The sequence below is a fragment of the Thermoactinomyces vulgaris genome (assembly GCF_005886755.1).
GTDB classification, from domain to species: Bacteria; Bacillota; Bacilli; order Thermoactinomycetales; family Thermoactinomycetaceae; genus Thermoactinomyces; species Thermoactinomyces vulgaris.
The window spans coordinates 1024010-1048387 of record NZ_CP039710.1 but is presented as its reverse complement, the minus strand read 5'-3'; the positions used below and the strand labels follow the sequence as shown (position 1 = coordinate 1048387).

At 48.4% G+C, this 24378-nt stretch carries 25 protein-coding genes, 1 tRNA gene, 1 other RNA gene and 1 riboswitch; of the genes, 2 read left to right on the top strand and 25 right to left on the bottom strand.

Annotation, left to right across the window (positions count from 1 at the left end; all coding sequences use genetic code 11):
• Positions 1-39 precede the first annotated feature (39 nt).
• The 6 genes from FA954_RS05425 to FA954_RS05400 form a co-directional block, all read right to left on the bottom strand.
• Positions 40-113 (bottom strand) — tRNA-Gly (locus tag FA954_RS05425).
• A gap of 87 nt (positions 114-200) precedes the next feature.
• Positions 201-587 (bottom strand): DUF308 domain-containing protein, encoded by a 387-nt coding sequence (locus FA954_RS05420; protein WP_049720329.1) that lies wholly within the window; start codon positions 585-587, stop codon positions 201-203.
• A gap of 102 nt (positions 588-689) precedes the next feature.
• Complete coding sequence (locus FA954_RS05415; RefSeq protein WP_175413174.1) at positions 690-2282, bottom strand: peptide ABC transporter substrate-binding protein; 1593 nt, start codon at positions 2280-2282, stop codon at positions 690-692.
• A 182-nt stretch (positions 2283-2464) separates the two neighbouring features.
• Positions 2465-2746 carry a DivIVA domain-containing protein gene (locus tag FA954_RS05410; RefSeq protein ID WP_049720331.1) on the bottom strand — a complete coding sequence of 94 codons (282 nt, stop codon included), beginning with the start codon at positions 2744-2746 and terminating at the stop codon, positions 2465-2467.
• A 91-nt stretch (positions 2747-2837) separates the two neighbouring features.
• Complete coding sequence (locus FA954_RS05405; protein ID WP_052186848.1) at positions 2838-3380, bottom strand: YhcN/YlaJ family sporulation lipoprotein; 543 nt, start codon at positions 3378-3380, stop codon at positions 2838-2840.
• A 157-nt stretch (positions 3381-3537) separates the two neighbouring features.
• Complete coding sequence (locus tag FA954_RS05400; protein WP_049720333.1) at positions 3538-4221, bottom strand: zinc metallopeptidase; 684 nt, start codon at positions 4219-4221, stop codon at positions 3538-3540.
• Positions 4222-4376: 155 nt separating this feature from the next.
• Between FA954_RS05400 and FA954_RS05395 the strand changes: the two genes are divergently transcribed.
• Positions 4377-5582, top strand: a complete 1206-nt coding sequence (locus tag FA954_RS05395) for a cation:proton antiporter (RefSeq protein WP_049720334.1) — start codon at positions 4377-4379, stop codon at positions 5580-5582.
• 70 nt (positions 5583-5652) lie between these two features.
• Here the strand turns inward: FA954_RS05395 and FA954_RS05390 are convergent, their stop codons facing one another.
• On the bottom strand, positions 5653-5931 hold the full coding sequence (locus tag FA954_RS05390) for a hypothetical protein (RefSeq protein WP_037994475.1): 279 nt from the start codon (positions 5929-5931) through the stop codon (positions 5653-5655).
• Positions 5932-5945: 14 nt separating this feature from the next.
• Positions 5946-7100 (bottom strand): rod shape-determining protein RodA, encoded by a 1155-nt coding sequence (gene rodA / locus FA954_RS05385; RefSeq protein WP_037994684.1) that lies wholly within the window; start codon positions 7098-7100, stop codon positions 5946-5948.
• A gap of 91 nt (positions 7101-7191) precedes the next feature.
• On the opposite strand from rodA, the gene ftsW reads away from it, so the two are divergent.
• On the top strand, positions 7192-8334 hold the full coding sequence (gene ftsW, locus FA954_RS05380) for a putative lipid II flippase FtsW (protein WP_049720336.1): 1143 nt from the start codon (positions 7192-7194) through the stop codon (positions 8332-8334).
• Between the two features lie 57 nt (positions 8335-8391).
• Here the strand turns inward: ftsW and FA954_RS05375 are convergent, their stop codons facing one another.
• From FA954_RS05375 to rpoD, 17 genes are all read right to left on the bottom strand, one after another.
• Positions 8392-9159 (bottom strand): thiazole synthase, encoded by a 768-nt coding sequence (locus tag FA954_RS05375; protein WP_037994477.1) that lies wholly within the window; start codon positions 9157-9159, stop codon positions 8392-8394.
• A 4-nt stretch (positions 9160-9163) separates the two neighbouring features.
• Positions 9164-9367 carry a sulfur carrier protein ThiS gene (gene thiS / locus FA954_RS05370; protein ID WP_037994479.1) on the bottom strand — a complete coding sequence of 68 codons (204 nt, stop codon included), beginning with the start codon at positions 9365-9367 and terminating at the stop codon, positions 9164-9166.
• Positions 9368-9382: 15 nt separating this feature from the next.
• Complete coding sequence (gene thiO / locus FA954_RS05365) at positions 9383-10477, bottom strand: glycine oxidase ThiO (RefSeq protein WP_138614916.1); 1095 nt, start codon at positions 10475-10477, stop codon at positions 9383-9385.
• Positions 10464-11075 (bottom strand): thiamine phosphate synthase, encoded by a 612-nt coding sequence (locus tag FA954_RS05360; protein ID WP_062843148.1) that lies wholly within the window; start codon positions 11073-11075, stop codon positions 10464-10466. Before FA954_RS05360 ends, thiO begins: the two co-directional genes overlap by 14 nt.
• 67 nt (positions 11076-11142) lie before the next feature.
• Positions 11143-11244, bottom strand: a riboswitch (TPP riboswitch).
• A gap of 42 nt (positions 11245-11286) precedes the next feature.
• Positions 11287-11745: a GNAT family N-acetyltransferase gene (locus FA954_RS05355; RefSeq protein ID WP_037994485.1), complete on the bottom strand. Its 459-nt coding sequence runs from the start codon at positions 11743-11745 to the stop codon at positions 11287-11289.
• Positions 11746-11870: 125 nt separating this feature from the next.
• Positions 11871-12476 (bottom strand): DedA family protein, encoded by a 606-nt coding sequence (locus FA954_RS05350; protein WP_037994486.1) that lies wholly within the window; start codon positions 12474-12476, stop codon positions 11871-11873.
• Positions 12477-12713: 237 nt separating this feature from the next.
• Positions 12714-13778, bottom strand: a complete 1065-nt coding sequence (locus tag FA954_RS05345; RefSeq protein WP_037994489.1) for a M42 family metallopeptidase — start codon at positions 13776-13778, stop codon at positions 12714-12716.
• A 198-nt stretch (positions 13779-13976) separates the two neighbouring features.
• Positions 13977-14258 carry a hypothetical protein gene (locus FA954_RS05340; RefSeq protein ID WP_037994490.1) on the bottom strand — a complete coding sequence of 94 codons (282 nt, stop codon included), beginning with the start codon at positions 14256-14258 and terminating at the stop codon, positions 13977-13979.
• Positions 14259-14383: 125 nt separating this feature from the next.
• Positions 14384-14804: RNase P RNA component class A (gene rnpB, locus FA954_RS05335), an RNA gene on the bottom strand.
• Between the two features lie 69 nt (positions 14805-14873).
• Complete coding sequence (locus FA954_RS05330) at positions 14874-15983, bottom strand: Nif3-like dinuclear metal center hexameric protein (RefSeq protein ID WP_037994492.1); 1110 nt, start codon at positions 15981-15983, stop codon at positions 14874-14876.
• The gene (locus FA954_RS05325; protein ID WP_037994494.1) at positions 15959-16702 is read right to left on the bottom strand and encodes a tRNA (adenine(22)-N(1))-methyltransferase; all 744 of its coding nucleotides are present in this window, start codon (positions 16700-16702) and stop codon (positions 15959-15961) included. The genes FA954_RS05330 and FA954_RS05325 overlap by 25 nt, the downstream gene beginning before the upstream one ends.
• 171 nt (positions 16703-16873) lie before the next feature.
• Positions 16874-18298 (bottom strand): M1 family metallopeptidase, encoded by a 1425-nt coding sequence (locus tag FA954_RS05320; RefSeq protein ID WP_037994496.1) that lies wholly within the window; start codon positions 18296-18298, stop codon positions 16874-16876.
• A gap of 111 nt (positions 18299-18409) precedes the next feature.
• The gene (gene hppD, locus FA954_RS05315; protein ID WP_037994498.1) at positions 18410-19531 is read right to left on the bottom strand and encodes a 4-hydroxyphenylpyruvate dioxygenase; all 1122 of its coding nucleotides are present in this window, start codon (positions 19529-19531) and stop codon (positions 18410-18412) included.
• 37 nt (positions 19532-19568) lie between these two features.
• The gene (locus FA954_RS05310) at positions 19569-20183 is read right to left on the bottom strand and encodes a GNAT family N-acetyltransferase (protein WP_342353659.1); all 615 of its coding nucleotides are present in this window, start codon (positions 20181-20183) and stop codon (positions 19569-19571) included.
• A gap of 86 nt (positions 20184-20269) precedes the next feature.
• Entirely contained in the window at positions 20270-21925 is a 1656-nt protein-coding gene (locus FA954_RS05305; RefSeq protein WP_037994691.1) for an AMP-binding protein, read from the bottom strand.
• Between the two features lie 25 nt (positions 21926-21950).
• On the bottom strand, positions 21951-23090 hold the full coding sequence (locus FA954_RS05300; protein ID WP_037994500.1) for an acyl-CoA dehydrogenase: 1140 nt from the start codon (positions 23088-23090) through the stop codon (positions 21951-21953).
• A 204-nt stretch (positions 23091-23294) separates the two neighbouring features.
• A complete protein-coding gene (gene rpoD / locus FA954_RS05295) occupies positions 23295-24377 on the bottom strand; it encodes an RNA polymerase sigma factor RpoD (protein ID WP_082240632.1) in 1083 nt (360 codons plus the stop codon).
• Position 24378 lies beyond the last annotated feature (1 nt).

Sequence of the window (24378 nt, the reverse complement as noted above, 5' to 3'; positions counted from 1 at the left end):
ATTTCCTAAAAGCGCTTCCAGTCCGTTCAGAAAATAAACTGGAGCGGATGACGGGAATCGAACCCGCGTTCCTAGCTTGGGAAGCTAGTGTTCTACCATTGAACTACATCCGCTAATTTCACTTTAAATTATAACATATTCCTATCATAAGAACAAGCCTTTCTTTTTCAGAAAGGCTTGTTCACCTGATCCGGACGTGATTAAAAAAGTAGTCGGAACGGAAATAAAAAGAGTGCGACGATCAGGGCAACGATCCCGACTGCAATCGCCCACCATCCTAAAGCACTTCTTCTCCGAACGGCAAAAATCCCTACAATAATCCCGGCAATGGATAAAACAAACGGCCAGACAAAAAATGAAAGAACGGACAGAATCAAGGCGGTTAAACCAATGCCGAATCCTCCCGCCTCTTCCTTTCTTTTATTGTTCTCCCTTCTGTCCTTCGCCAGAGCCGGATTGGGAGCAACCTCCTGTGCCACCTCTTCATCCAGCTGAGGATTGTGATTGTTTTCCTGATAGGTGCGATTTTCCATACGTTCTTCCTGACGTTCTTCTTGCTTTTGAAATTGATTGTCTCGATTCTCCATCATTACCCTCCAAACGGTCCGGATCTGTCCTTAGTATGTGTGTTTCAAGCAAAATTACTTTGTAAAAAAAATCCACTTGGGACTTCCGGATGCCAAGAGGGTTTAATTCACTTCGGCATGCGTATAATCTTTCGGGCCGACCGGATGGCGGATGATTCCTTTGACTCCCGGCTGTTCCATATATGCCGTGTTGTAATAGTAAAGCGGGAATACCGGCATTTCCTCAAACAAGATCGCCTCCGCTTCATGCAGCAGTTTCTTTCTTGATTCAGGATCAGCCGTTTCGGAAGCCTGCTTGAGAAGCGCATCATATTTTTCATTGCTCCAATTGGTTCGGTTCATCGGATGACCTGTTTGGAAACTTTCCAAGTAATTATAAGCATCGTTGTAATCTGCCAAGAAACTGGAGGTGCTCATCACAAACCGGGTGTTTTCCTGATCGGCATAATAGACCTTTTTCTCCTTGGCTTGCAATTGAATTTCCACGCCCAGATGTTTGCGGTACATTTCCTGTACGGCTTCCACCACTTTTTTGTTTTTGTCAGTGGCATTACTGTACATAAGCGTCACCGTCGGCAACCGGTCCCATCCTTCTTCTTTCATCCCTTCAGCCAAGAGTTGCCGTGCCTTTTCATACTGGCCGTCCGAAATCAGATTTCCCCCTTCCTTGCGGAAATTGTCCGGCACGGAAGGAGCGACATAAGCGTATGCCGGCTCTTCCCCGCTTCCCACAATCTGTTCCGTGATCAATTTGCGGTCCACCGCCAGCGCAAACGCTTGACGGATCTTCTTGTTGGTAAACGGTTTCTCTTTCACGTTAAACCGAAAAAAGGAAAGCCCGCTTCCTTCCATGGTTTTCACTTTCTCTTCCCCGATCAGCCGGGTTAACATCTCCCCGGGGATGGAACTTTTGGACGCCACATGCAATTTTTTGGTTTGAAACATTTGATAAACGGTCTGGTTATCCGTAATCACCGAAAAATGAATTCCATCCAGTTTGACTTCATTGGCTTTGTAAAAATTTTCGTTTTTGGTTATTTTCACATAATTGTTGTGCTTCCATTCAGCCAACCGGTAAGCGCCGTTGCTCACATAGTTTTGGGTATTTTCGAACATGTCGGGATTTTTTTCATATGCCTGCCTGCTCACCGGGGCATAAACCGGATAGGCAGTGAGTTCGAGGAAAGAAGGCGTCGGCTTTTCCAGCTCCACCCGCAACGTGTCATCGTCCAACGCTTGAACTCCGACTCCTTCCACACCGGCTTTTCCTTGATTGTACGCTTCCGCTCCTTTAATAAAATAAAGCAGAAAAGCCGCTTTTGAAGCCGTTTCCGGGTTCAACACCCGTTTCCAAGCAAACTCAAAGTCATGGGCGGTCAGCGGACTTCCGTCGGACCATTTGGTTTGCCTCAACGTAAAGGTATAGACCCGTCCGTCTTCACTGGTCTCCACTTTCTCCGCAATGGCAGGCTGCGGTTGATGATTTTCGTCCAGGCGCATCAGCCCGACAAACAGATTATGGGTGATATCCAGGGAATCTTCATCAAAAGCTTGCGCCGGATCCAAGGAAGTCGGTTCGCCGGTGATATTCAAATTCAACGTTTGGTCGCCTTGATCCGCTTTTGAACTGCAACCGCTTAGCATCACAGCCAAAAGAAAAATGGCTGCCATCCCCATCGTCAATATTTTTCTCAATCGATGCCCCCCTTTTTTCATCAAACTATTTTTTAATTCAGCAAAATATTCAAAAAACCTCCTTAGAAGAAGGTTTGATTATTATTTTTAATAAAAATATATATCCATGACGAAAGCGAAGGAAACCGATTGATTTTGATCTGATACGGATGCCAGCCATTTTTCATACTTGTTTTTATGTATTAGCGAAGGACGATTTTCTCCAAACGATCCAACCGGGCGAGGATGTCACTGATCACGTCATCGTTTTTAACGGCGGCATTGCGGCCCGTTGCCTGGGACACCTTTTTTCCACCGCTTTTCAACTTCTTGATTTCTTCCTTCAAATATTCATTTTCCTGCAATACATCTTCATAACTTGCAATCACCTGATCCAAAAATTTGTTCACTTCTTCGATGTCATAACCCCGCAACGATTGCTTGAAATCTTTATTGAAAATCTCCATGGGCGTTAACCTTTTCACAAACCGACACTCCCTGCTTCAATTTCCTTCTTTGTCCTAATTATATATAAAAAAAACAGACCTCAAAAGAGGTCTATATCCGTAAAAAGGCTTATTTGGCTTCCGGGAATGTTCTCTTAATGATATCATTTAAATTTTTGATCAATCCGCTGACCGGACGTCCGTTCCGCAAGTCATTGGCATAATTATTCATTTGTTTGACGAAATCCGGGTTGGCGGAAACATACACATCCCGCAAAGTGGGATCCACGGCTCTGGCGTGTTTGGTGATCTTTTCTTTTAATCGGTCCGTCACCTTTCCGTCTCCGCGTTTTTTATCCAGAACCACCGCCACATAAGCCGTTTTGCCCATCACTATAGCTGCGGCACTTTTTACTTCCGGCAAACCGGCCACTTCGCCGGCCACTTCATCCGAAACCCGGACACCACGAGCCAAGTTGTTGTCATCCGTATCATTCATCCGGGTAAAGTTTTGTGCACGTTCGTTCATGTTGTTTCGGTTGGCAATTCTTGTCACGTCATCCCTCAGCGTGTCCCGGTCCACTCCTTGCTCTTGGGAAGTGGCACACGCACTCAATACAAAAACCAGGCATAAACTCATGAAGCTACGCATCCACAAGGCCATTCGGTTCATTTGTTTTCCCCCCTTTTGCTTTTGATTTGCCATTATTATTGTTATCCGGCCCTCAAACTATGTACCCGGTTTCTGTCATAAAGACGGCAAAAGAGGGAAAAACAGGAAAAGATGATCAACCGTTCACAAAAAAAACCCTCCGAAGAGGGTTTTTTCTTTAATCGTCCTGTTGCAGGAAAAATAAAGCAACATATTGCAACAGTTCCACCAAGGCGACAACCGCACCGGCCACATAGGTGAGCGCCGCCGCTCCCAAGACTTTGCGGACGCCTCTTTCTTCCGAGGCTCCGTTAATAAATCCTTCCCTGACCATGATCGTCTTGGCCCGGGAACTGGCATTAAACTCAACCGGCAATGTCACCAGGTGAAACAAAACAGCCACGGAAAAGAAAATCAATCCGAGCAAAAGCATGCCCGTCATTTTAAAGAAAATACCGGCCATCAACAAGAAAGGAGCCAATCCCGAAGTGATGTTTAAGACAGGAACCATCCGATGGCGCAGGACAAGCGCGCCATAAGCTTCTTTATGTTGAATGGCATGCCCGCACTCATGCGCGGCCACCGAAATGGCAGCAATGGAACTGGAGCTGTATACTCCTTCCGACAACCGGACCACTCTGGATACCGGATCATAATGATCCGTCAACATCCCGCGTACCGGTTCAACCGCCACATTGTACAATCCGTTTTGGTCCAAAATGCGCCGCGCCACTTCTGCACCGGTCAATCCGGATCGTGCAGGCACCTTTGACCATTTAGAATAATTTCCCCTCACTTTGGCCTGTGCCCATAAGGTCAAGACCAAACCGGCTAAAGACAGCAACAGAAATAATCCAAACAATGACCCTTCACTCCTCAACTCAAGCCTGTATACACATAATAACTATACCCACTCTTATTCTAACAAAAACCAAAATGAAAACTAAGCGATAAAAAGCGGGCACCTATGTATTTTTATAAACAAAAAAATCCATCCTAACAACAGGGAGGGTTACCATGTTAGCAGATCAATTCTTCGACTTCGGCAAACTGGAACAATTCGGCTTCTTGTATGAGCTGGGAATCATCCTGCTGGCAGTAAAAATCATGGGGCATCTGAGCAAAAAATGGGGGCAACCCTCCGTGCTGGGGGAACTTTTGGCCGGCATCCTTTTAGGGCCGATGGTGCTCGACTGGATCCATATGAATGCGTTTATTGAAGAAGCGGCCGAAATCGGTGTCATTTTGTTGATGTTTTTGGCCGGGCTGGAAACAAATTTAAAGGAATTCCGAAAAGCCGCTTTTGCCTCCACCATGGTGGCGGTCATCGGGGTGATTTTTCCGTTTCTCGGCGGACTGGCCAGCGGTCTCTGGTTTGATTACCGGTTTGCCACGTCCATCTTTATCGGAACCGCATTGGTGGCGACAAGCGTCAGCATTTCGGTTCAGACGTTGCGCGAATTGGGCTGTTTAAAATCGAAAGCGGGCAACACCATTTTGGGTGCGGCCGTCCTGGATGACATTCTCGGAATCATCACGTTATCCATTGTCATTGGCTTTGTGGGAAAAAACGGGGACGACAGCCCGTCGCTTCCGGTATTGATTGTGAAAATCATCGTCTTCTTTTTATTCATCTGGTTGAGCCGCAAGCCGCTTCCGAAAATATTTCAATGGGCCAACCAAATGATGACGACAGAAGTCATCCTGACCATCGGCATCATCGTGGCGCTCGTTTATGCTTTTCTTGCCGAAATGTTCGGGCTGGCCGGGATTGTCGGTGCATACTTTGCCGGACTCATACTCAGCACGAGCAAATTTCAGGACGAACTGTTCCCGAAACTGGAGACGATTTCTTTTTCCTTTTTTGTGCCGGTCTTCTTCGTCAGTATCGGCTTAATGACCGAAATTGAGTCCGTCAATGCCACCATTTTGATTCAGATCATTGTGTTTACCGTCATCGCGGTATTGACCAAATTGGCTGGCGGTGCCATCGGGGCGAAATTGGGCGGTTTCCCGGCAAAGGATTCTTTCGCCGTCGGTGCCGGCATGGTGGCCCGGGGAGAAGTCGGGCTGATCATTGCAAGCATCGGTTTAAACAACAAGCTGTTCCCGGCCTCCCTGTTTCCGGTCATGGTCGCAGTAATCTTGATCACCACCGTTTTGACTCCGCCGCTTTTAAAGGTGTTTTTGCCAAAGCCGGAGAAAAAATCCGCCTCTTCCTGAACCCCTTATGATTCTATGGGACAAAAAGCAAAAAAAGTACAAAAAAACCGCCTCGAAAAGGGCGGCTTTTTTACTCTTGATCCGGGGTGTGATCAGCTTTGTCCAACTCTTGCAGCAATTGGATGATCCGGTCCAGTTTGATTCCCTGCTCGTTTCGCGCCGTCAATTTCAACGTGACTTCGGCACTGAATGCGGCAATATGTTCCCGGATTTCCACTTCCGTCTCGCCGAATGTTTTTTGATAAATGTGCTGGCCTTTCACCTTTTTCCATCCTCTTTGGATCAAAGTCTCCTCATACTCTTCAAAATCCTTTTCCCGGATATCCAGTGACAAAGAAGTGATTTTCATGGATTCGCCTCCCTTTAATGAATGGTAAATTGCAATTGTTCCGCCTTGGAACGCATTCCTACATTCAATGCCAAACCGATCGCCATCATTTGCGTGACAATGGAAGTGCCTCCGTAACTGATGAACGGAAGCGGAATACCGGTAATCGGCATCAAACCGATCGCCATTCCAATATTCTGGTATATTTGGAAAGCAAACATACCAACGATTCCGCTGACGATGCAGGTTCCGAACAAATTGGCTGATTTTAATGCAATGCGAATCAAGCGGTACAGCAACATCAAGTAACATGCAAGCAGGAAACCGGCACCCAAAAAGCCGAACTCTTCGGCAATCACCGCAAAGATGAAATCATTGTGGGGCTCCGGAATCCAGTTGCCCTGAGCTTGCGTTCCCTGCTGATAGCCTTTTCCCAAAAGCATTCCCGAACCAATGGCGATTTTGGCCTGGGTTGCCTGATATCCCGCTCCCGTCGGGTCGGATGCCGGATCCAAAAAGATTTGAATCCGTTCAATTTGGTGATCCGCCAACAAGAGGTGGAGCAAAGGAGAATCCGTCAGGTAAAGAAAAACGACCGAGCCGACGATGATTGCAATCACCGTCAGGCCGCCAACCAACCATTTCCAGTGCAAGCCGCCCACCAGTAAAATGCTTGCGGTGATGGCCAACAAGATCAGTGCCGTACCCAAGTCGGGTTGCATCAAAATGATCAGAAACGGGACGCCCGCAGCCAGCAAACTCTTTCCGAGCGTATGAAAATCCTCCCACATCTCCCCTTTTTTCCGGGACATCATTTTTGCTAATATCAAGATAACAAAGATTTTCATCAACTCCGACGGCTGCAGGGAAAAACCGCCAATCCGGATCCACAATTGCGCACCGTTCACTTCCTGGCCGATGCCCGGGATCATGACGAGCAGATTTAAGAAAATGCCGATCCCGTATAAAATATACAAGAGTTTCCCTTGTAACAAAATTTTATAGTCAAACAGGAGAACACCGAACATACAGAGAAACCCGACTATGTACCACATGATCTGTTTTTCGTAAAAATCCTGGTTTCCGGTGTAAGTCGCACTCGATATGGCAACAATGCTAATAGCCGCAAGCAGGATGAAGATCAACACGGTGGCAAAATCAATTTGTTGTATTTGGTGCTTCTTGTTCATCACGATTTCCATTCTCCTTTTCTCTGCTCGGATTTCATCCTATCATAATGCATGAAACATCAAAACCTTTTGCAGAAGGAGATTTTTTACTATGAAGCGTGGCAAACCAGACTTTTGGTTGATTTTTCTCACCTTTTTGCTGTTGGGAATTGGACTTGTCATGGTTTTTAGCGCCAGTTATTTCAATGGATATATCGATCCGGGCATCCATGATTCCTATTACTTTTTCAAAAAGCAATCCATCTATGCCCTGATTGGCTTGATTTTATTTTTTACGGTTTCCAATATCCCCTATCACACCTACCGCAAATGGGTCGGCCCGATCTTGCTCCTTTCGCTCATTTTTTTAATCCTCGTCCCGATGATCGGTCTGGTCAGAAACGGAGCGCAACGTTGGCTGGGTTACGGGGCCATCTCTTTTCAACCCTCGGAATTTGTCAAGCTGGGGATGATCATTTACATGTCCTCCATCATGGTCAAAAAGCAACCGGTCTTGCATCAATTTCGGCGTGGTTTGCTCCCTCCCCTGATCGTCCTGTTTCTGATCTTGGGACTCTTAATGTTACAGCCTCATTTTAGCGCAACGGTGATTATCATGGGAATATGTTTCACCATCATTTTTTGCGCCGGCGCCCGGCTGAAACATCTTTTTTTGTTGGCATTATCCGGCCTTCCCGTTCTCATTGGCGTCATGTTGTTGGGAGACTACCGCGTCGACCGGATTCAATCGATGCTTAATCCGTTAAGTGATCCGACCGGAAACGGGTATCAAATCATGCAATCACTGATGGCCATCGGCCCCGGCGGCTTGACGGGAGTGGGACTTGGAAGAAGCATTCAAAAACTGGCTTACCTTCCGGAATCCCATACCGATTTCATCTTCTCGATCATTGCCGAAGAACTCGGGTTTATCGGAGGGTTCATCATTATCGCTTTGTTTGCCTTGCTCATTGTACGCGGCATCTTGGTTGCCCTCCAGGCACCGGATCAGTTTGGAACCTTGATGGCAACAGGGATCGTCACTTTGATTGCAATCGAAACGATTTTCAATTTGGGCGTGGTCACGGCATTGCTTCCGGTGACCGGAGTTCCGCTTCCGCTGATCAGTTACGGGGGAACGGCACTGGTGTTTAAGTTGGTGTCGTTGGGCATTTTGCTGAACATCTCCCGCTACCGGAATGTAAAAAGCAAAGTGAAATTTTCCTCACCCACCATTCATCAGGTACATAGTTAGAAGAAATCCCCCTGGCCGGATTCATCCGGCCAGGGGATTTTTCGTTGAAAGAGTTATTTAATTGGCCGGCAATCCCTCGGAAGGACTGCTGGCACTGGCATATTCCCGTTTTGGGATCCTTCCGGCCTCATACCCCATTCTTCCCGCAATAATGGCATATTTCATGGCTTCTGCCATCTTGACCGGATCTTTCGCCTGAGATACGGCCGTGTTGAGCAACACCCCGTCCGCTCCCAATTCCATGGATTCCGCAACATCTTTCGGCGAACCGATTCCGGCATCGATAATCACCGGCACCGGCGAATTCTCAATGATCCACTTCAGATAAAGGGGATTCAATAACCCTTGCCCCGAACCAATCGGCGACCCCCCGGGCATGATCGCATGGGCCCCGGCTTCCCACAATTTGCGGGCCAAAACCGGATCATCCAAAGTGTAAGAAAGAACGGTAAATCCTTCTTCCACCAACATCCGGGTGGCTTTTAACGTTTCAACGGGATCAGGCAACAAGGTTTTGGAATCGCCGATCACTTCCACTTTAATCATATCACACAAGTTGGAGGCCCGGGCCAAACGGGCGATCCGTACGGCTTCTTCCGCAGTTGTGGCCCCTGCTGTATTTGGCAGCAGTTTGTATTTTTTCAAATCAAGCATTTCCAAAAAGTTGGGTTGCTCCGGATCAAAGAGATTCATTCTGCGGACCGCAAAAGTCAACACCTCGGTTCCGGAAACATCCACCGCTTTTTTTTGTACATCCAAACTGGAAAATTTCCCTGTGCCGAGAAACAAACGCGATTGAAAAGTATGTTTTCCGATTTTCAACACCGGCTTATCCCCCTCCGACAAAATGAACAATTTCAATGCAATCGCCATCCGACAACCGGGTCGTGGGATGCATTTCCCTTGTCAATACATGGCGGTTGTGTTCCACCACAAGAATTTTGTTGTTTAGTTTGAAGTGTTTGATGAGATCATCCACCGTTTTCAGATGAGGGGGGACCGTTTGCATCTCCCCGTTCAACTGAATTTGCACGGAACACCCTCCTTTTCATCCGGTAAACCTCCGGGGACTGAACGGGAGACATTCTTCTTCTGTTTCTCCCAAAATGAGACGGGCCACGACTTGACCGGTCCAAGGGCTGAGTAAAATGCCATTTCGAAAATGACCGGTGGCCACAATGCAATGATCGATGTTTTCCAGCCGGCCGATCACAGGAAGCTTATCCGGCGTTCCGGGACGGACGCTTGCCCACATCCGGCTGATGTTTAATTCTTTGACACCAGGCAAGTAACGGGAGGCATCGGCGATAAGCCGGTAAACCGCTTCGGCTGTCACGCCGGGATCCCACTGATGTTCTTTTTCGGTGGCGCCAATGATCCATTCACCGTTTGCTTTTGGCACGATGTACACATCATTGCCGAATATCGTGTGTTTCAGGGAAGGACGGGTGGTTTTCAGGGCAAAGGACTCGCCTTTGACCGGATAGACCGGCAGGTTCAATCCCAACCGCCGCGAAGCAATCCCCGTCCAAGCACCGGCAGCGAGCACCACCGTGTCCGCCGCCCATTCTTCATGCGGGGTGACCACTTTCCGGATCCGTCCGTTTTCAACGCAAAAATCAATGACTTTGCAATCTTCGATCAATTTCGCTCCCTGCTGTTGCGCAGCCCGGATCAAAGCTTGGGTCAACCGGGGGGCAGAAACTTGAAATTCCTCAGAAAAAAACAAGCCGCCGATCACTTCTTCGCCCAGCCCTCTTTCCTTCTCCAGGCATTCCTTGCGATCCAGCCATATGGCTTTTTGCCATTTCATCCGTTCTTTTAAACCGGCCGCTTCCTCTTCCGACCGGGCGGGTTTGATCAACCCGGAACGGTTCAATTCAATATCCAGCCCGGTCTGCTCCCGCAATGCTTCCGCCAGTTCAGGAAACATGGACCTGCTTTTTAAACAAGCATCGGCCAGCGGCCCCGGATGATGCATCTCCACCTGGGCCCCCAACATTCCCGCGGCCGCCCTTGAGGCATGAGCGCCTGCCCGGTCTTGTTCAAGGATAACGACTTTTACTTTTGCTTTGGCCAAGTGATAAGCAATGGAACTGCCGATGATCCCTCCGCCAATAATTAAAACATCACTGTGCTTCATCAACCCACCTTCTTTTCATTTCCTTTGCCGCTTCTTCAGGGGAAGGATGATGTGCGACGGCTGAAATCACAGCCACTCCTTCAGCACCCGTTTGTCGGATTTGATTCACATTGGCCGGTCCGATCCCGCCGATGGCAATGACAGGCAGCGAACAGGCTTGTACCAATCGCCGCAACGATTCCACCCCGAAGGGAGGCAATCCCGGTTTGGAAGCGGAAGGAAAAATGTGCCCTGCCATCAGATAATCCATGCCTTCCTGATTTGCTTCAACCGCGCGGCGGACAGAGTGAACGGAACGTCCCACCCGCATTTTTCGTTGCAACCGTTGCAACATTTCCCGGGAAATCACTTGATGTTCGGTCAGATGCAGGCCCCCTGCCCCCAATTCTTCCGCCACAGCGGCATGCCGGTTAATGATCAACGATTTCGCCTCAATCGGGGTTTCTTGCAAAAGCAGACGGGCCATCTCCAAGATTTCCCCTTCGCTTTTTTCTTTGTAGCGCAGATGAAAAGCATCGGCATAAGGAGCCAAACGGGTCCATTGTTCGATCAAACCACTGAGTGTTTGACAAGGGCTGGATATCACATGCAATTCCATACACGAATCCCCCATCAAAAAAACCGGCATCCATGGGGATACCGGTTTTTATGCATCATCAAGTCATAACGAACCTTCCCCACTTCCTTTCGCTGGCATGACCCAGTTCAAGTTCAAAGGGTTGGAACCATGTTCCTCTCAGCACGTCCGTGCACCCCTAGTGGATAATTTCAATATGATGTTATCTTCTTTATTCTAAACATAGAATGATCTACCCGTCAACTTTTTTAAACATTCGCACGATGGGAATCCCTTCTCTTGTCATGATTTCTTCCTGCTTCTGAAATCCGTGCTTTTCATAACATCGAATGGCCGGCTCATTTTCTTTTCCCGTGGTCACGACCCAGCTTTTGATCCCGGGTTGGTTTAAAACCTCCGTCAACAACCGGGAGGCAATCCCCTGCCGAAAATAGTCCGGATGAACCGCCAGACGGCAGATCGTCATCCGGTCTTTCTCTTTTATGTACGATAAAAAACCGGCCAATTGATCTTTTTTATATATACCGATAAACGTTTCTTTCGATTTTCGCATGGATTGAATGGTTTCTTTCAGTGTGGGAATATTGTAGGAACGGATTCGCTCTGCTTCCACCTGGTACGCCGCTTGCTGTGTGGATAAGATTTGGATCAGATGTTTATCATCCATGAGCGACAAAATTTGTATCGTCATCCCCATCCCTCCTTAACCTCTTCCACTATATCTTTATCTCTCCACCTTTGACAAGCAATCACCGGATTCCATAAAGAAAAGCCACCACCAACTTTTTTGGGGATGATGGTACCGTTCGCCACTTTCTATTTTGTGTTTAACGATTTATTTTGACTCCAAAAATACCATCCGCCAAAAACCAGAGCAACCGGCAACAGAATGAATAAAATCCGGGTCCCATACTTGTGCAACAGAAAAAACCCCCATTCCCAATTGGCTCCCAGAAGATGCCCCAAACCGATAAAAGCAGTGCACCAGCAAACGGCGCCTGCATAGGCATGTATGGCAAAACGCCAATAAGAAATCCGGGTTATCCCCGCCAGATAGGCCGAGACATGGCGGACGCCGGGAATGAAATACCCGCCAAACAACAGCCAATTTCCGTATTTACGGAACAGCAACTGCGTGATTCGCAATCGCCGGCGGGTAATGAAAAGCTTGGGCCCGTATTTTTTCAAAAACGGGTATCCCAACCAAATGCCGAGCAAATAACTGATGGTGATTCCACCCGCCGATCCGAGAAACGCACAAAGGATGGTGAGGTAAAAATTCAATTGTCCGATGGTTGTCAAATAACCAAGAAAAGTTAACATAATCTCATCGGGCAACGGAAGTCCGATCAGCCCCAACACCAGAAACAGAAAGATTCCTATATACCCGTATTCCTGCAAGATATACAATGCTTGTTCCATAACTCAACCCCGTTTTTGGACACGTCTCATTCTAAAAATATCTTACGAATTCCGATGCTGAAAAATACTGCTTTTTGTCCGCCGGTTCATCCTGGCCGGCAAGCTCCCTGAACTTCATCCATCCCGCCTGAATCCTTTCGTTTTACCGTGCTGTATTTCCCCCATTCCTTTTGATCTTTCTCCATCATAGCATAAAAGGAGGACGGTATGGAGTCACCGTCCCATGATGGGTACAAGTCAGACATATTGAATGAATTCATTGTATTGGTCCTGATTTAACCCTTTGACCACTTCCACCAGCAAGCGGACGGCATGATCCAAGTCACTCTTGCTGATCATGGAAACATGGCTGTGGATGTACCGTGCCGCCACACCAATGACGATCGACGGAACGCCTTTGCCGTAGAGATGGAACTGTCCGGCATCGGTTCCACCCCCGGTCATCGTGTCGATTTGGAAAGGGATTCCATGTTTTTCGGCCACTTTCACCACATAATTGCGCAAGGACAGATTGGGAATCATCGTCGCATCCAAAAATGTGATTAACGGGCCTTTGCCCAGCTTGGCTTTGTTTTGTCCTTCACTGCCCGGGGAATCTTCCGCAACCCCCACATCCAGAGCAATCGCAACGTCCGGCTTCAGCAGGCGCGGGGCGGTTGTCGCTCCCCTGAGGCCCACTTCTTCCTGCACCGTGGCCCCGGCAATCACCGTATTGGGATGATCCGCCATACTTAATTGTTTTAACACTTCCAAAGCCAGATAACAACCGGCACGGTTGTCCAGCGCTTTAGCCAGAATGGTGTCGCGATCCGGCAAAATTTCAAACGGACACACCGGCACAATCGGATCTCCGACGCGGATCCCCCATTCTTTCACCTGCTCATCGCTGTGGGCACCGATATCAATAAACATTTCGCGAATCGGAATCAATTTTCCTTTTTCTTCGGGTGTCAACACATGCGGCGGCCGGGAACCGATGACCCCCGTAAAGGTTCTTTGTTCCGTAATGATCAAAACACGCTGTGACAACAGAACCTGACTCCACCATCCCCCGAGCGGAGTAAAACGCAAATAACCGCTTTTGGTGATTTCGGTCACCATAAAGCCGACTTCATCCAGGTGTCCGGCCAATAAAATACGCGGCCGGTCACTTGTCCCTTTTTTAATCCCGAAAATGCCTCCGAGCCCGTCGGTTTGAATTTCCACATTTTCTTTGCTCAGTTCCCTTTTCATGACTTCGCGGACTTCTTTTTCAAACCCGGATACCCCGTTGGCTTCGGTAAGTTCCTTCAACAGCTGCATAGATATCCTCCTTCATGTTCATCTTTTGTTAAGTTTTGCAACGTTTTGCGATTTATACCCCGGTCCGGCCTGTTCCGCGGCAAAAATTCACAACACCGGCAATTGCCCGCCAAAACCCTCTCTCTTCGCGTGAATTTTCCGATAAATATCACCCGAGAAACAATGGCTTGAAAACAAGCCATCGTTTTTCCCGGCCGGTTACATTGAATGAAGAAGTTGTATACGGAAATTGTCAGAAGCATCACTGATGGCCAATTGATTTTCCAAACCGTTAATCACACTGCGGTAATACTGCCCCGCCTGCTCCTGTTTTCCCATGCGCAGCATTTCCTCATAGGTTTGGTAACTTTCTTTCAGCAACTGAAACAAGCGGGTGAATTGCTCACGATCCAACACGGGAGGGCGGTCATCCAATTCTTCATCGTAAAAAGTCTGATAACGCTCCAAATAAGCCTCGTAAGATGTAAAGTCCCCGTTCATCTGAACCAACCTCATTTTGAAAGATTCTATGTTTAGCATGGCCTTCCCTTTCATTCCTATTCAAAGTCCGCAAAAGTCCGTAAAAATAAAAAAAGACGCGTTCGCGTCTTTTCTCAAGCGATTTGTCGGAAAGCAAACAATAAGCCGGGTTCTGTTCTCCGGGTGGTCCAAGCAACGGCTTGAACGTCTCCCACCCATTGGAGTGGCAATCATCTATCTACATTGTGTATTGCTACACAACTTCAGCGACCTACCCGAGATCACTGCGGGCCACAGCTGCATCCAAAGATGCTGATCTCCTATCAGGTCTTGCTCCGGGTGGGGTTTACCTAGCCAGCATGTCTCCATGCTGCTGGTGCGCTCTTACCGCACCGTTGCACCCTTGCCTGTGAGACGAAATTCGTCCCCATCGGCGGTCTGCATTTCTGTGGCACTAGCCTTAGGGTCGCCCCCACCGGCCGTTAGCCGGCACCCTGCCCTGTGGAGCCCGGACTTTCCTCCCGTGGGACCTTGCGGTACACCACCGGCGATTGCCTTGTTTACTTTCCTTTGTACAGTAAATTTAATTATAACAATGGAGCAGGGTCATATCAACAGGAACCTCTTTCCACTTGCTCAAACACAAAACCGAAAGGGGTTGGTGTTCACTTTCGACGGTTCGACCGGAACCTGGCGGTTCAACCGTTTTTCCAGCTCCTTGCAAACATACGGAACCACCCAATGCTCAACATGGTGTCCCGGATCCACCAGTGAAATTCCCAAATCCATGGCTTCTTGCGCCGTATGATAATCCACATCCCCCGTGATGTAAACATCGGCCCCCTGCCGTTTGACATCGCGAAGGTAACGGCCGCCAGATCCTCCCAAAATCGCCACTTTCCGGATTTCTTTTTCCGGGTCCCCCACCACACGAACCCCGTCACATTCAAAAGCGTCTTTGACGAAACGGGCAAATTCATCCAATTTCATCGTTTCCGGCAAGGATCCGATTCGTCCGAACCCGAGCGGCTCGCCTTTCAAATCCAACGGATAAATGTCATAAGCCACTTCCTCATATGGATGGGCTTTGAACATGGCTTCAAGCACCCGTTTTTCGATCGATGCCGGCATGATGGTCTCCAAACGGATCTCTTTCACCTTTTCCAGTTCCCCCGTTTGGCCGATAAACGGATTGGCCCCGTCGCGCGGCAAAAAGGTTCCGGTTCCTTCCACATTAAACGTGCAGTGGCTATAGTTCCCGATCCATCCGGCCCCGGCCCTGCTGATGGCATTCAGCACCGCTTCATGATGAGCCACCGGCACGGTGACGACCAGTTTTTTCAATGCATCCTGTTTATAGCCGATCAGAACCTTGGTGCCGGTGAGCCCGAGACGGTCGGCCAAGGCATCATTCACTCCACCCTCAGCCGCATCCAAATTAGTGTGCGCGATGTAAACATGGATGCCGTGTGCCAGCAACTTGGCAAACATTCTGCCTGCCGGCTCATCGGTCCGGATTTCTTTCAACGGATGAAAAATCACCGCATGATGAGCCACGATCCAATTGGCCCCGATGCGAATCGCTTCATCCACCACTTCTTCATTCACATCCAGGGTGACCAGCACTTTCCGGACTTCCCCTTGCGGATCCCCCACCTGTAAACCAATCCGGTCTTTTTCGACAGCCAAAGCGGAAGGGGCATACGATTCCATCGCTTTGATCAGGTCGACTCCGCGAACAGACATGTTTTCACCTTCTCCCATTCTTTTAATTGTTCCGCCAGTTGTTCTCTTTTGGTGACAGCTGGCGCCGATTTCGCGTTTTTCAATGAACGAAACACCTTTTGTTTCGATTCCCATTCCTGCATCACTTTTCTTTTCAAAAGCGGATGCCTTTTCTTAAAAAGCAGCGGCCCCACTTCCATTAAGGTGGATTCCGAAAACTCCCCGCCCATTTCGTGATAAATCCTCTCCTCACCGGGTTCGGCCGCCATCGCCTCATACAAGATGCCGGCATCTTCCACCAATGATTCATCCACCAGGCAAAATCCGTTTTCTTTCAACCACCTGCGGACATTGTGGCCGCCGATGTTGGGTTGCAAAATCAACCTTTTCACACCGTGCAGTTTTTCTTTGCCCTCGTTTAAAATCTGAGCAATCAAAGCCCCGCCCATTCCGGCGATCACAACCACATCGACTTCATCCGGCTTTAACACTGACAATCCGTCTCCGAGGCGGACTTCCACCATCTTTTCCACCTTTGCCATGCGGATGGTGCGGCGGGCATTTTCAAACGGCCCCTTGTTTAACTCTCCCACAATTCCATGTGACAAACAACCGGCCTTGGCCTGATGAATCAGCAAATAGGCATGATCTCCGCCGATGTCTGCCACCCGCGCCCCGGAAGGGATCCATTCCGTCAATTTCTGAAGGCGCGCCGACAGGACAATTGGATCATCCGACAACCTCTTCCCTCCCCCTTGAAACTTAGACCTTTACGCCTCTTAGAATAATAGCACGAACCCTTTAAACAAAAAAGCAACCGGTTTGGTTGAGCCGTCTCCGGACAGCAAAGAAGGAAGTGACGGGTCATCACTTCCTTCGCTTGGTTGTTTTCGGTTCCTTCCCCCTCGAATTTAAGCTTCCTTGAAGTACAACCATTTTTGGAAAAAAGGAGTCAAATCTTTGCCGGCCACTTCACCTGCGGTCCGGATAAAATCCCGGGTGGTGGCGACTTTGTATTGATAACGGTGATAATAGGTTTTTAAGATCTCCAGGACTTTCTCTCTTCCGATTTCGTCCATCAGTTCATACAACATGGCTGCCGGACGAATGTACACCATCAGACCGTACACCGGTTCCGGGTAATCATACAACGGTTGAGCCGAACTGATCCCCACCGTTTGATGAATTTCATCGGCTTTTTCCGATGCTTTCTTCAAAAGCTCCCGTTCATCTTCTTTCATCTGCTCTTCCATATACAAAAACTCGGAGAAGGTGGTCAACCCTTCATCCAGCCAGGGTTCTTTGGCTTGGTTGTTGCCGACCACCCCGTACCACCACTGGTGCGCCAGCTCGTGCACCACCACATTGACGGCCGGTTGGATCCCTTTTTTGGTCCCGATTTTTGGAATGGAGGTCACCAGGCCCGGATATTCCATCCCGGCGATTCCTTCACCGGTTTCCCCCAACACGACATCGACTTCTTCATAAGGATAGGGTCCGAATTTTTCACTGTAAAATTTCATTCCGGATACCGCTGCTTCCAACAAGGGTTTGGCCACATCCTCCATCCCGTTCATATACCAAAGGTTGACTTGAATATCTTTGTACTTTCCGCTTACCGACCGGTAATCTTTGGTCAAAACCGCTGCAAAGTCGCGGACTTGATCCTGTTTGATGGTGATTTTGGAGCGTACCGGTTGATTTTTGTCATTTCCCGTGGAAATCACCCGGTAACCTTCGGGGAGACGGAAAGTGACTTCAAAATCAGACATCACCGAGTAAAAGGGATCGCCGGTCGTGGTGTACGGTTCGGTATGCCATCCGTGTTGATCCCTGACGGCCAGCATCGGGTACCACTGAGCCAAAAAGGCCGTGTTTTTGAAAGTGTTCAGCCGCATCCCTCCACGGGGCAAATGCAATAAAAAATCCATCTCAATGCGGGCGGATTGTCCGTCTTGAAGGGAACGGGGCAACTGCACTTTCATCACCGTTTCCTTGATATCGGGCTGCACGCTTTTGCCATCCACTTTCACATGAAAAACGCGGATGTAACCCGGTTTTTCCGGTTTGGAGGCTTTGTGCTTCCAATTTTGAAATGCATTGGGATAGAGCCTGAAATATACTTCATTTTGCGGTTCGTTTCTTTTTTCCGGCAAAGTGACCACCATATGTCCCGTCAACTCATCCTTTTCCGGATAAAAGGTTGTATCCATCTGATAAAAAGGGCGGTCCGCATAAGCGACCCCTTCCCTTGTATTGACACGGGGCGCCATTCCGGTCAAAACCGAAGAGGCGAAAATCAAAGAGAGAACGAGCGAAAAAACACGGCCTTTCATCTGTGTCACCTCAATTTGGTCAATTGGATTCTTCCATAGGATGACCTTAATATTGAGGATTTATGACAGAGAAAAGCCGTCTTGTCATCTCAGGGTCTCATGATTTTCTCTTTATAAGTTGCCTCGCCGGGCCTGCTCCCGCTCAATCGCCTCAAACAAAGCTTTAAAGTTTCCTTCACCAAATCCCCTGGCGCCTTTGCGCTGGATGATTTCAAAGAACAAGGTCGGACGGTCCACAATCGGTTTGGTGAAGATCTGCAACAGATATCCTTCATCATCCCGGTCCACCAAAATCCGGAGCCGTTTCAAATCATCCAGCTTTTCATCAATGTCGCCGACGCGTTCAAACAAATCTTCATAATACGTATCCGGGGTGTCCAAAAACTCCACGCCGTTTTTCTGCATCGTTTCCACGGTTTTCACAATGTCATCGGTAAGGAGCGCCACATGTTGAACGCCCGCACCGTGATAAAACTCCAAAAACTCCTGGATTTGTGATTTTTTCTTTCCTTCCGCCGGTTCGTTGATGGGGAACTTGATTCTTCCCGATCCGTTTTGCATCACTTTGGACATCAACGCCGAATACTCCGTGCTGATATCCTCGTCATCAAAATGAATCAACTGCTTAAAGCCCATGACTTTCTCATAATAAGCCACCCATGTCTCCATTTTTTCCACATTGCCCACCACATGGTCCACACCGGTGATGCCGGCATTCCGCACGGGGAGGTTCATTTCACACGGGATAAAGCCCGGCGCAAACAACCCTTTGTAATTTTTCCGCTCCACAAGCGTATGGACGGTGTCCCCATAGGTGCCGATGACAGCTTTTTTCAAAACCCCTTGTTCATCCCTCAATTCATACGGTTCTTTGATGGCAATGCCTCCGCGGGAAACCGCTTCTTTGAAAGCGCTTTCCACATCGTCCACCAAAAGGGCAATATCTTTGACTCCGTCACCGTGTTGCCTGACAAAGGAGGAAATCTCATGCTCCGGAGAATAAGCCCCGGTAATCAAAAAGCGCACATTCCCTTGTTCCACCAGATACGAAACGGTTTCGCGGTTTCCGGTTTCCAATCCGCTGTAAGCAACCGGACGAAATCCAAACGTCTGGCAAAAATAAGATGCAGCTTGCCTCGCATTTCCTGTGTAATACTCTAAATAGTCTACATCATGGATTGGGAAAAAATCGCTCATGTAAGAATATTCCTCCTTTATAAAATAATCTGTCATTTATAGATTAATATGCAAAAAAAAACAGCGCAAGCATCTACATTGATGCACCGCCGCTTTTCCGTAATGAAAGACTGTGGAAGTCTTCAGCAATCATTGCATATACACACGTATTTTCCAATTGGCGATCCGGGGACACATGGAAATTCCGCAGGATCCCTTCCAACCGGTACCCCAAACGTTCAGCCACTTTCCGGCTGCGTACATTTCGTTGGTCACAGCGGATCTCCACCCGGTTGGCTTTTAAAATTTCAAAAGCAAATACGGACAACCCCCGGACCGCTTCAGTGATGTACCCCTGTCTAATGTAAGACTTGCGGCACCAATAACCGATTTCAAATTTCGGTACGCTCCAGTCAATCCGGTGCAGTCCGCTGCTCCCGACAAAATCCTTGGTCTCTTTGTGAAACAAATGGAAACGCAAGTCGGTTCGCTCCAAGAACTTGCTGTGTGCCTGCCTGACATTGATTTCGGCTTGTTCTTTGGAAGGGGGAGTTTGCGCCCATGGCATCCATTGGCGCAAAAGCTCCTCGGTTTCCACCATGGCTTCATACACTTTTTCCCCGTCTCCCGGCAAAGGCAAACGAATCCATAAACGTTCGGTTTCGAAAGAATGCGGAAAATCCATCAAGATCGGAGGGATTCGCTCCATTTTTGACTCTCCATTTCTTGCTGTAATCCATACAGACCGATGATATTCATTCTAAATGTACCGGGAAGCCGGAAAAAAGACAAGGGTCAAGCTTTGCCGCCCGCTTGTTGATAGGCGGACAAGTCCTTTCGGATAAAGGCTTCCCGCAACTTGTACTTTTGGATTTTTCCGCTGGCGGTCATCGGATATTTGTCCACAAAAATGACTTGGGAAGGGATTTTGTACCGGGCAATGTTCCCTTTGCAAAACTCAATGATTTCCTCTTCCGTACAATCGACCCCCTCTTTCTTCCGGATGAAAGCCACCGAAACTTCACCATACTTTTCGTCCGGCACTCCCACAATTTGAATGTCCAAAACTTTGGGATGCGTATAGAGAAATTCCTCGATCTCCCGCGGATAAATATTTTCGCCCCCGCGAATGATCATATCTTTCAAACGTCCGGTAATCCGGTAGGTTCCATCTTCATTTTCCACTGCCAAATCACCGGTGTGAAGCCATCCTTCTTCATCAATCACTTCCCGGGTCGCCTCAGGCATTTTGTAATAGCCTTTCATCACATGGTAACCCCGGGTGCAAAGCTCCCCTTGCTTTCCTGGAGGCAACGGCTTGTTGCTTTCGGGGTCAATGATTTTCACTTCCACATGCGGCAAGGGCCTTCCCACGGTGGCCACACGCACGTCCAAAGGGTCATCCGTCCGGGTCTGGGTGATGACCGGTGAAGACTCCGTTTGGCCGTAAGCAATGGTGATTTCGCGGACCCCCATGTCTTCGGTCACTTTGCGCATCACTTCAATCGGGCAATTGGAACCGGCCATAATCCCCGTTCGCAAATGGGGGTACTTTTTCTTTCGGAAGGACGGATGATTCAATTCGGTAATAAACATGGTGGGCACCCCGTGCAGGCCTGTACACTTTTCCTTTTCCACAATCTCCAGCACTTTTCCGGCGTCAAAGGTGATCAAGGGAACCAGGGCCGCCCCGACACTGATGCCGGCTAGGGTGCCCAGGACGCACCCGAAGCAATGAAAAAAAGGCACCGGTATACAGAGGCGGTCTTTCTCCGTCAATTTCATGCACTCTGCGATATTTCGCCCGTTGTTGATGATATTGTGGTGAGAAAGCATCACGCCTTTTGGAAATCCGGTGGTGCCGGACGTGTACTGCATGTTGATCACATCATCCGGATGCAAAGATGCCTGACGGGCTTTGACTTCCTCCTCCCGGACCTCCCTCCCCATTTCAATCAGGTCCTTCCAGCAAAACATCCCGGGGGCCGGTTCATCATCGAGCAGTATGACATTTTTCAATTTGGGCAATCTCTTGGATTTTAACCGGCCGGGCGGACATTCTTTTAACTCCGGGCATATTTCATAAAGCATATCGACATAGGAAACGCCTTTTACTTCCCTCTCCAAAATCAGTGTCTCCGTATCCGATTGCTTCAGCAAATATTCCAGTTCGCGCACGCGGTAATTGGTGTTGACCGTAATCAAAACCACCCCGGTCATGCCGGTGGCAAATTGGGAAATCAACCATTCCGGTTGGTTCAGAGCCCAGATGGCCAGGTGATGCCCTTTGTCCAACCCCAGCTTAATCAATCCTTTGGCAGCTTCGATCACCTTTTTTTGAAAGTCCTCATAAGTCCAGCGAATGCCTTTCTCCGGATAAATCACCGCTTCTTTTTTTCCATGGAGCTTCACTTGTTCGTCCAACAAATCCCCCAGCGTGTAATGAACCAGTTCCGCCAAGATATGACCTCCCTTTTCAACAGCCGATTTCACGTGCAATGATATTGCGCTGAATCTCCGAGGTTCCTTCCCCGATCTCGGTCAATTTGGCATCACGGAAATACCGCTCCACTTTATAATCGTGCATATATCCCCAGCCGCCATGAATTTGCACCGCTTGATTGGCAACTTCCATGGCCACTTCCGAAGCAAACAATTTACAGATGGAAGCTTCCTTGGTAAACCGTTTTCCCTGATCCTTCAACCAGGCAGCTTTATATACATAAGTCCGGGCCAATTCAATTTTCATGTGCATATCCGCCAATTTATGCTGAATCGCCTGAAACTTGGACAGAGATTGGCCAAATTGTTTCCGTTCTTTCGCATACTTCAAAGCCAATTCATAGGCTCCCTGCGCTATTCCGACCGCCATGGCCCCGATCCCGATCCGGCCCCCGTCCAGGGTGATCAAAAACTGTTTAAACCCTTTTCCCCTTTCCCCCAAAATATTTTCTTCCGGAACGTGCACATCTTCCAACACCAATTCGGTGGTATTGGAACTGTTTAACCCCAGCTTCACATAATGATCCAGCACTTGGAACCCGGGCGCATCCGTCGGAACGATAAACGCGGTGATTTCTTTGCGGTCTCCGGATTGGCCGGTCACGGCGGTCAAAGCCAAATACTTTGCATAACTGGCATTAGTGATGAAACATTTGCTGCCATTTATGACCCACTCGTCCCCTTTTTTGACAGCGCGGGTTTTGGTTCCTCCGGCATCGGAACCGGCATTGGGTTCGGTGAGCCCAAAAGCCCCCAAGGTCTTTCCTTCACACAACGGAACCAGATATTTTTCTTTTTGTTCTTTGGTTCCAAAGAGATAGAGTGGAGCACACCCCAATGAGATGTGAGCAGAATAAGTGATTCCGGTGGAAGCACAAACCCGGCTCAATTCCTCCACGGCAATGGCAAAGCTGATCGTATCTGCACCCGCTCCTCCGTATTCTTCCGGAAAGGGCAACCCCATTAATTTAAGATTGGACATTTTCTGAAAAATATCCTTGGGAAATTGCTTGCTTCGATCCCTTTCATCCGCTCCCGGAGCCACCTCTCCTTCGGCAAAATCACGCATCAAAGATCGGATCATTTGTTGCTCGGATGTCAATTCGTAGTTCATGTTTCCCCACTCCTTCGGTCCGAATGACAGCGTTTTCATTTTTATTATAAATTTTTTTATTCTATTTATTCAATAATTTTCGGTTATTCGCCCCAAACGGGCCCAAAATTGTCCGAAACTTATTTGCAATGAGGGTTGAAAAGGGATAAAATTGAATCAACAAAAAAGAAACGCACCCGGTTGGGTGCGTCAAACCGCCAAATTTTATTCGAGGAAATCTTTTAAACGTTTGCTGCGGCTTGGATGACGCAATTTGCGAAGTGCTTTGGCTTCAATCTGACGAATCCGTTCCCGTGTCACGCCAAAGACTTTCCCGACTTCTTCCAAAGTGCGGGTGCGTCCATCATCCAATCCAAAACGTAAACGCAAAACATTTTCTTCCCGTTCCGACAAGGTATCCAACACATCTTTCAACTGTTCTTTCAACAATTCATAAGCCGCGGCATCCGCTGGTGCTTGTGCATCATCATCCGGAATGAAATCGCCCAAATGGGAGTCATCTTCTTCTCCGATCGGCGTTTCCAACGAAACGGGTTCTTGGGCAATTTTCATGATTTCCCGTACCTTTTCAGGGCTTAAACCCATTTCTTCGGCAATTTCTTCCGGTGTCGGCTCCCGGCCGAGTTCTTGCAACAATTGACGGGACACGCGAATCAATTTATTAATGGTTTCCACCATATGAACCGGGATTCGAATGGTGCGGGCCTGATCGGCAATGGCGCGGGTGATGGCTTGCCGGATCCACCAGGTTGCGTACGTGCTGAATTTAAATCCTTTACGGAAATCAAACTTTTCAACGGCTTTAATCAGCCCCATATTTCCTTCCTGAATCAAATCCAAGAACAACATTCCCCGTCCGACATACCGCTTGGCGATACTGACCACCAGGCGCAAGTTGGCTTCAGCCAGCCGCTGCTTGGCTTCTTCATCCCCCTGTTCAATCCGTTTAGCCAATTCGACTTCTTCTTCCGCAGTCAGCAAAGGAACACGGCCAATCTCTTTGAGATACATCCGGACAGGGTCATTGATTTTAACTCCCGGCGGAACATTTAAATCATCATCCACAAACTCCTCGTCATCGACCTCGGTTTCATCAAAATCCGAATCGTCTTCTTCATTGACCACTTCGATTCCCTGATCATGCAAGTGTTCAAAAAACTCGTCCATTTGTTGGGAACTTTGGTCGAAAGGAGACATTTTTTCCATGATCATTTTATAAGATAAAACACCTTGCTTTTTGCCTTTTTCCACCAATTGTTCTTTGGCTTGATCCAAAGTTAGTTCCATT

Excerpts from the sequence above, each read along its gene's own strand:
- FA954_RS05310 (WP_342353659.1), bottom strand. The coding sequence starts at position 20,183 with ATGGAGCGAATCCCTCCGATCTTGATGGATTTTCCGCATTCTTTCGAA.
- ftsW (WP_049720336.1), top strand. The coding sequence starts at position 7,192 with ATGAAGCGTGGCAAACCAGACTTTTGGTTGATTTTTCTCACCTTTTTG.
- FA954_RS05350 (WP_037994486.1), bottom strand. The coding sequence starts at position 12,476 with ATGGAACAAGCATTGTATATCTTGCAGGAATACGGGTATATAGGAATC.
- FA954_RS05340 (WP_037994490.1), bottom strand. The coding sequence starts at position 14,258 with ATGAACGGGGACTTTACATCTTACGAGGCTTATTTGGAGCGTTATCAG.
- FA954_RS05300 (WP_037994500.1), bottom strand. The coding sequence starts at position 23,090 with ATGAACTACGAATTGACATCCGAGCAACAAATGATCCGATCTTTGATG.
- rpoD (WP_082240632.1), bottom strand. The coding sequence starts at position 24,377 with ATGGAACTAACTTTGGATCAAGCCAAAGAACAATTGGTGGAAAAAGGC.
- FA954_RS05320 (WP_037994496.1), bottom strand. The coding sequence starts at position 18,298 with ATGAAAGGCCGTGTTTTTTCGCTCGTTCTCTCTTTGATTTTCGCCTCT.
- hppD (WP_037994498.1), bottom strand. The coding sequence starts at position 19,531 with ATGACAGATTATTTTATAAAGGAGGAATATTCTTACATGAGCGATTTT.
- thiO (WP_138614916.1), bottom strand. The coding sequence starts at position 10,477 with ATGAAGCACAGTGATGTTTTAATTATTGGCGGAGGGATCATCGGCAGT.
- FA954_RS05330 (WP_037994492.1), bottom strand. The coding sequence starts at position 15,983 with ATGTCTGTTCGCGGAGTCGACCTGATCAAAGCGATGGAATCGTATGCC.
- FA954_RS05355 (WP_037994485.1), bottom strand. The coding sequence starts at position 11,745 with ATGACGATACAAATTTTGTCGCTCATGGATGATAAACATCTGATCCAA.
- FA954_RS05360 (WP_062843148.1), bottom strand. The coding sequence starts at position 11,075 with ATGGAATTGCATGTGATATCCAGCCCTTGTCAAACACTCAGTGGTTTG.
- FA954_RS05390 (WP_037994475.1), bottom strand. The coding sequence starts at position 5,931 with ATGAAAATCACTTCTTTGTCACTGGATATCCGGGAAAAGGATTTTGAA.
- FA954_RS05420 (WP_049720329.1), bottom strand. The coding sequence starts at position 587 with ATGGAGAATCGAGACAATCAATTTCAAAAGCAAGAAGAACGTCAGGAA.
- FA954_RS05395 (WP_049720334.1), top strand. The coding sequence starts at position 4,377 with ATGTTAGCAGATCAATTCTTCGACTTCGGCAAACTGGAACAATTCGGC.
- rodA (WP_037994684.1), bottom strand. The coding sequence starts at position 7,100 with ATGAACAAGAAGCACCAAATACAACAAATTGATTTTGCCACCGTGTTG.
- FA954_RS05405 (WP_052186848.1), bottom strand. The coding sequence starts at position 3,380 with ATGAACCGAATGGCCTTGTGGATGCGTAGCTTCATGAGTTTATGCCTG.
- FA954_RS05345 (WP_037994489.1), bottom strand. The coding sequence starts at position 13,778 with ATGCAGCTGTTGAAGGAACTTACCGAAGCCAACGGGGTATCCGGGTTT.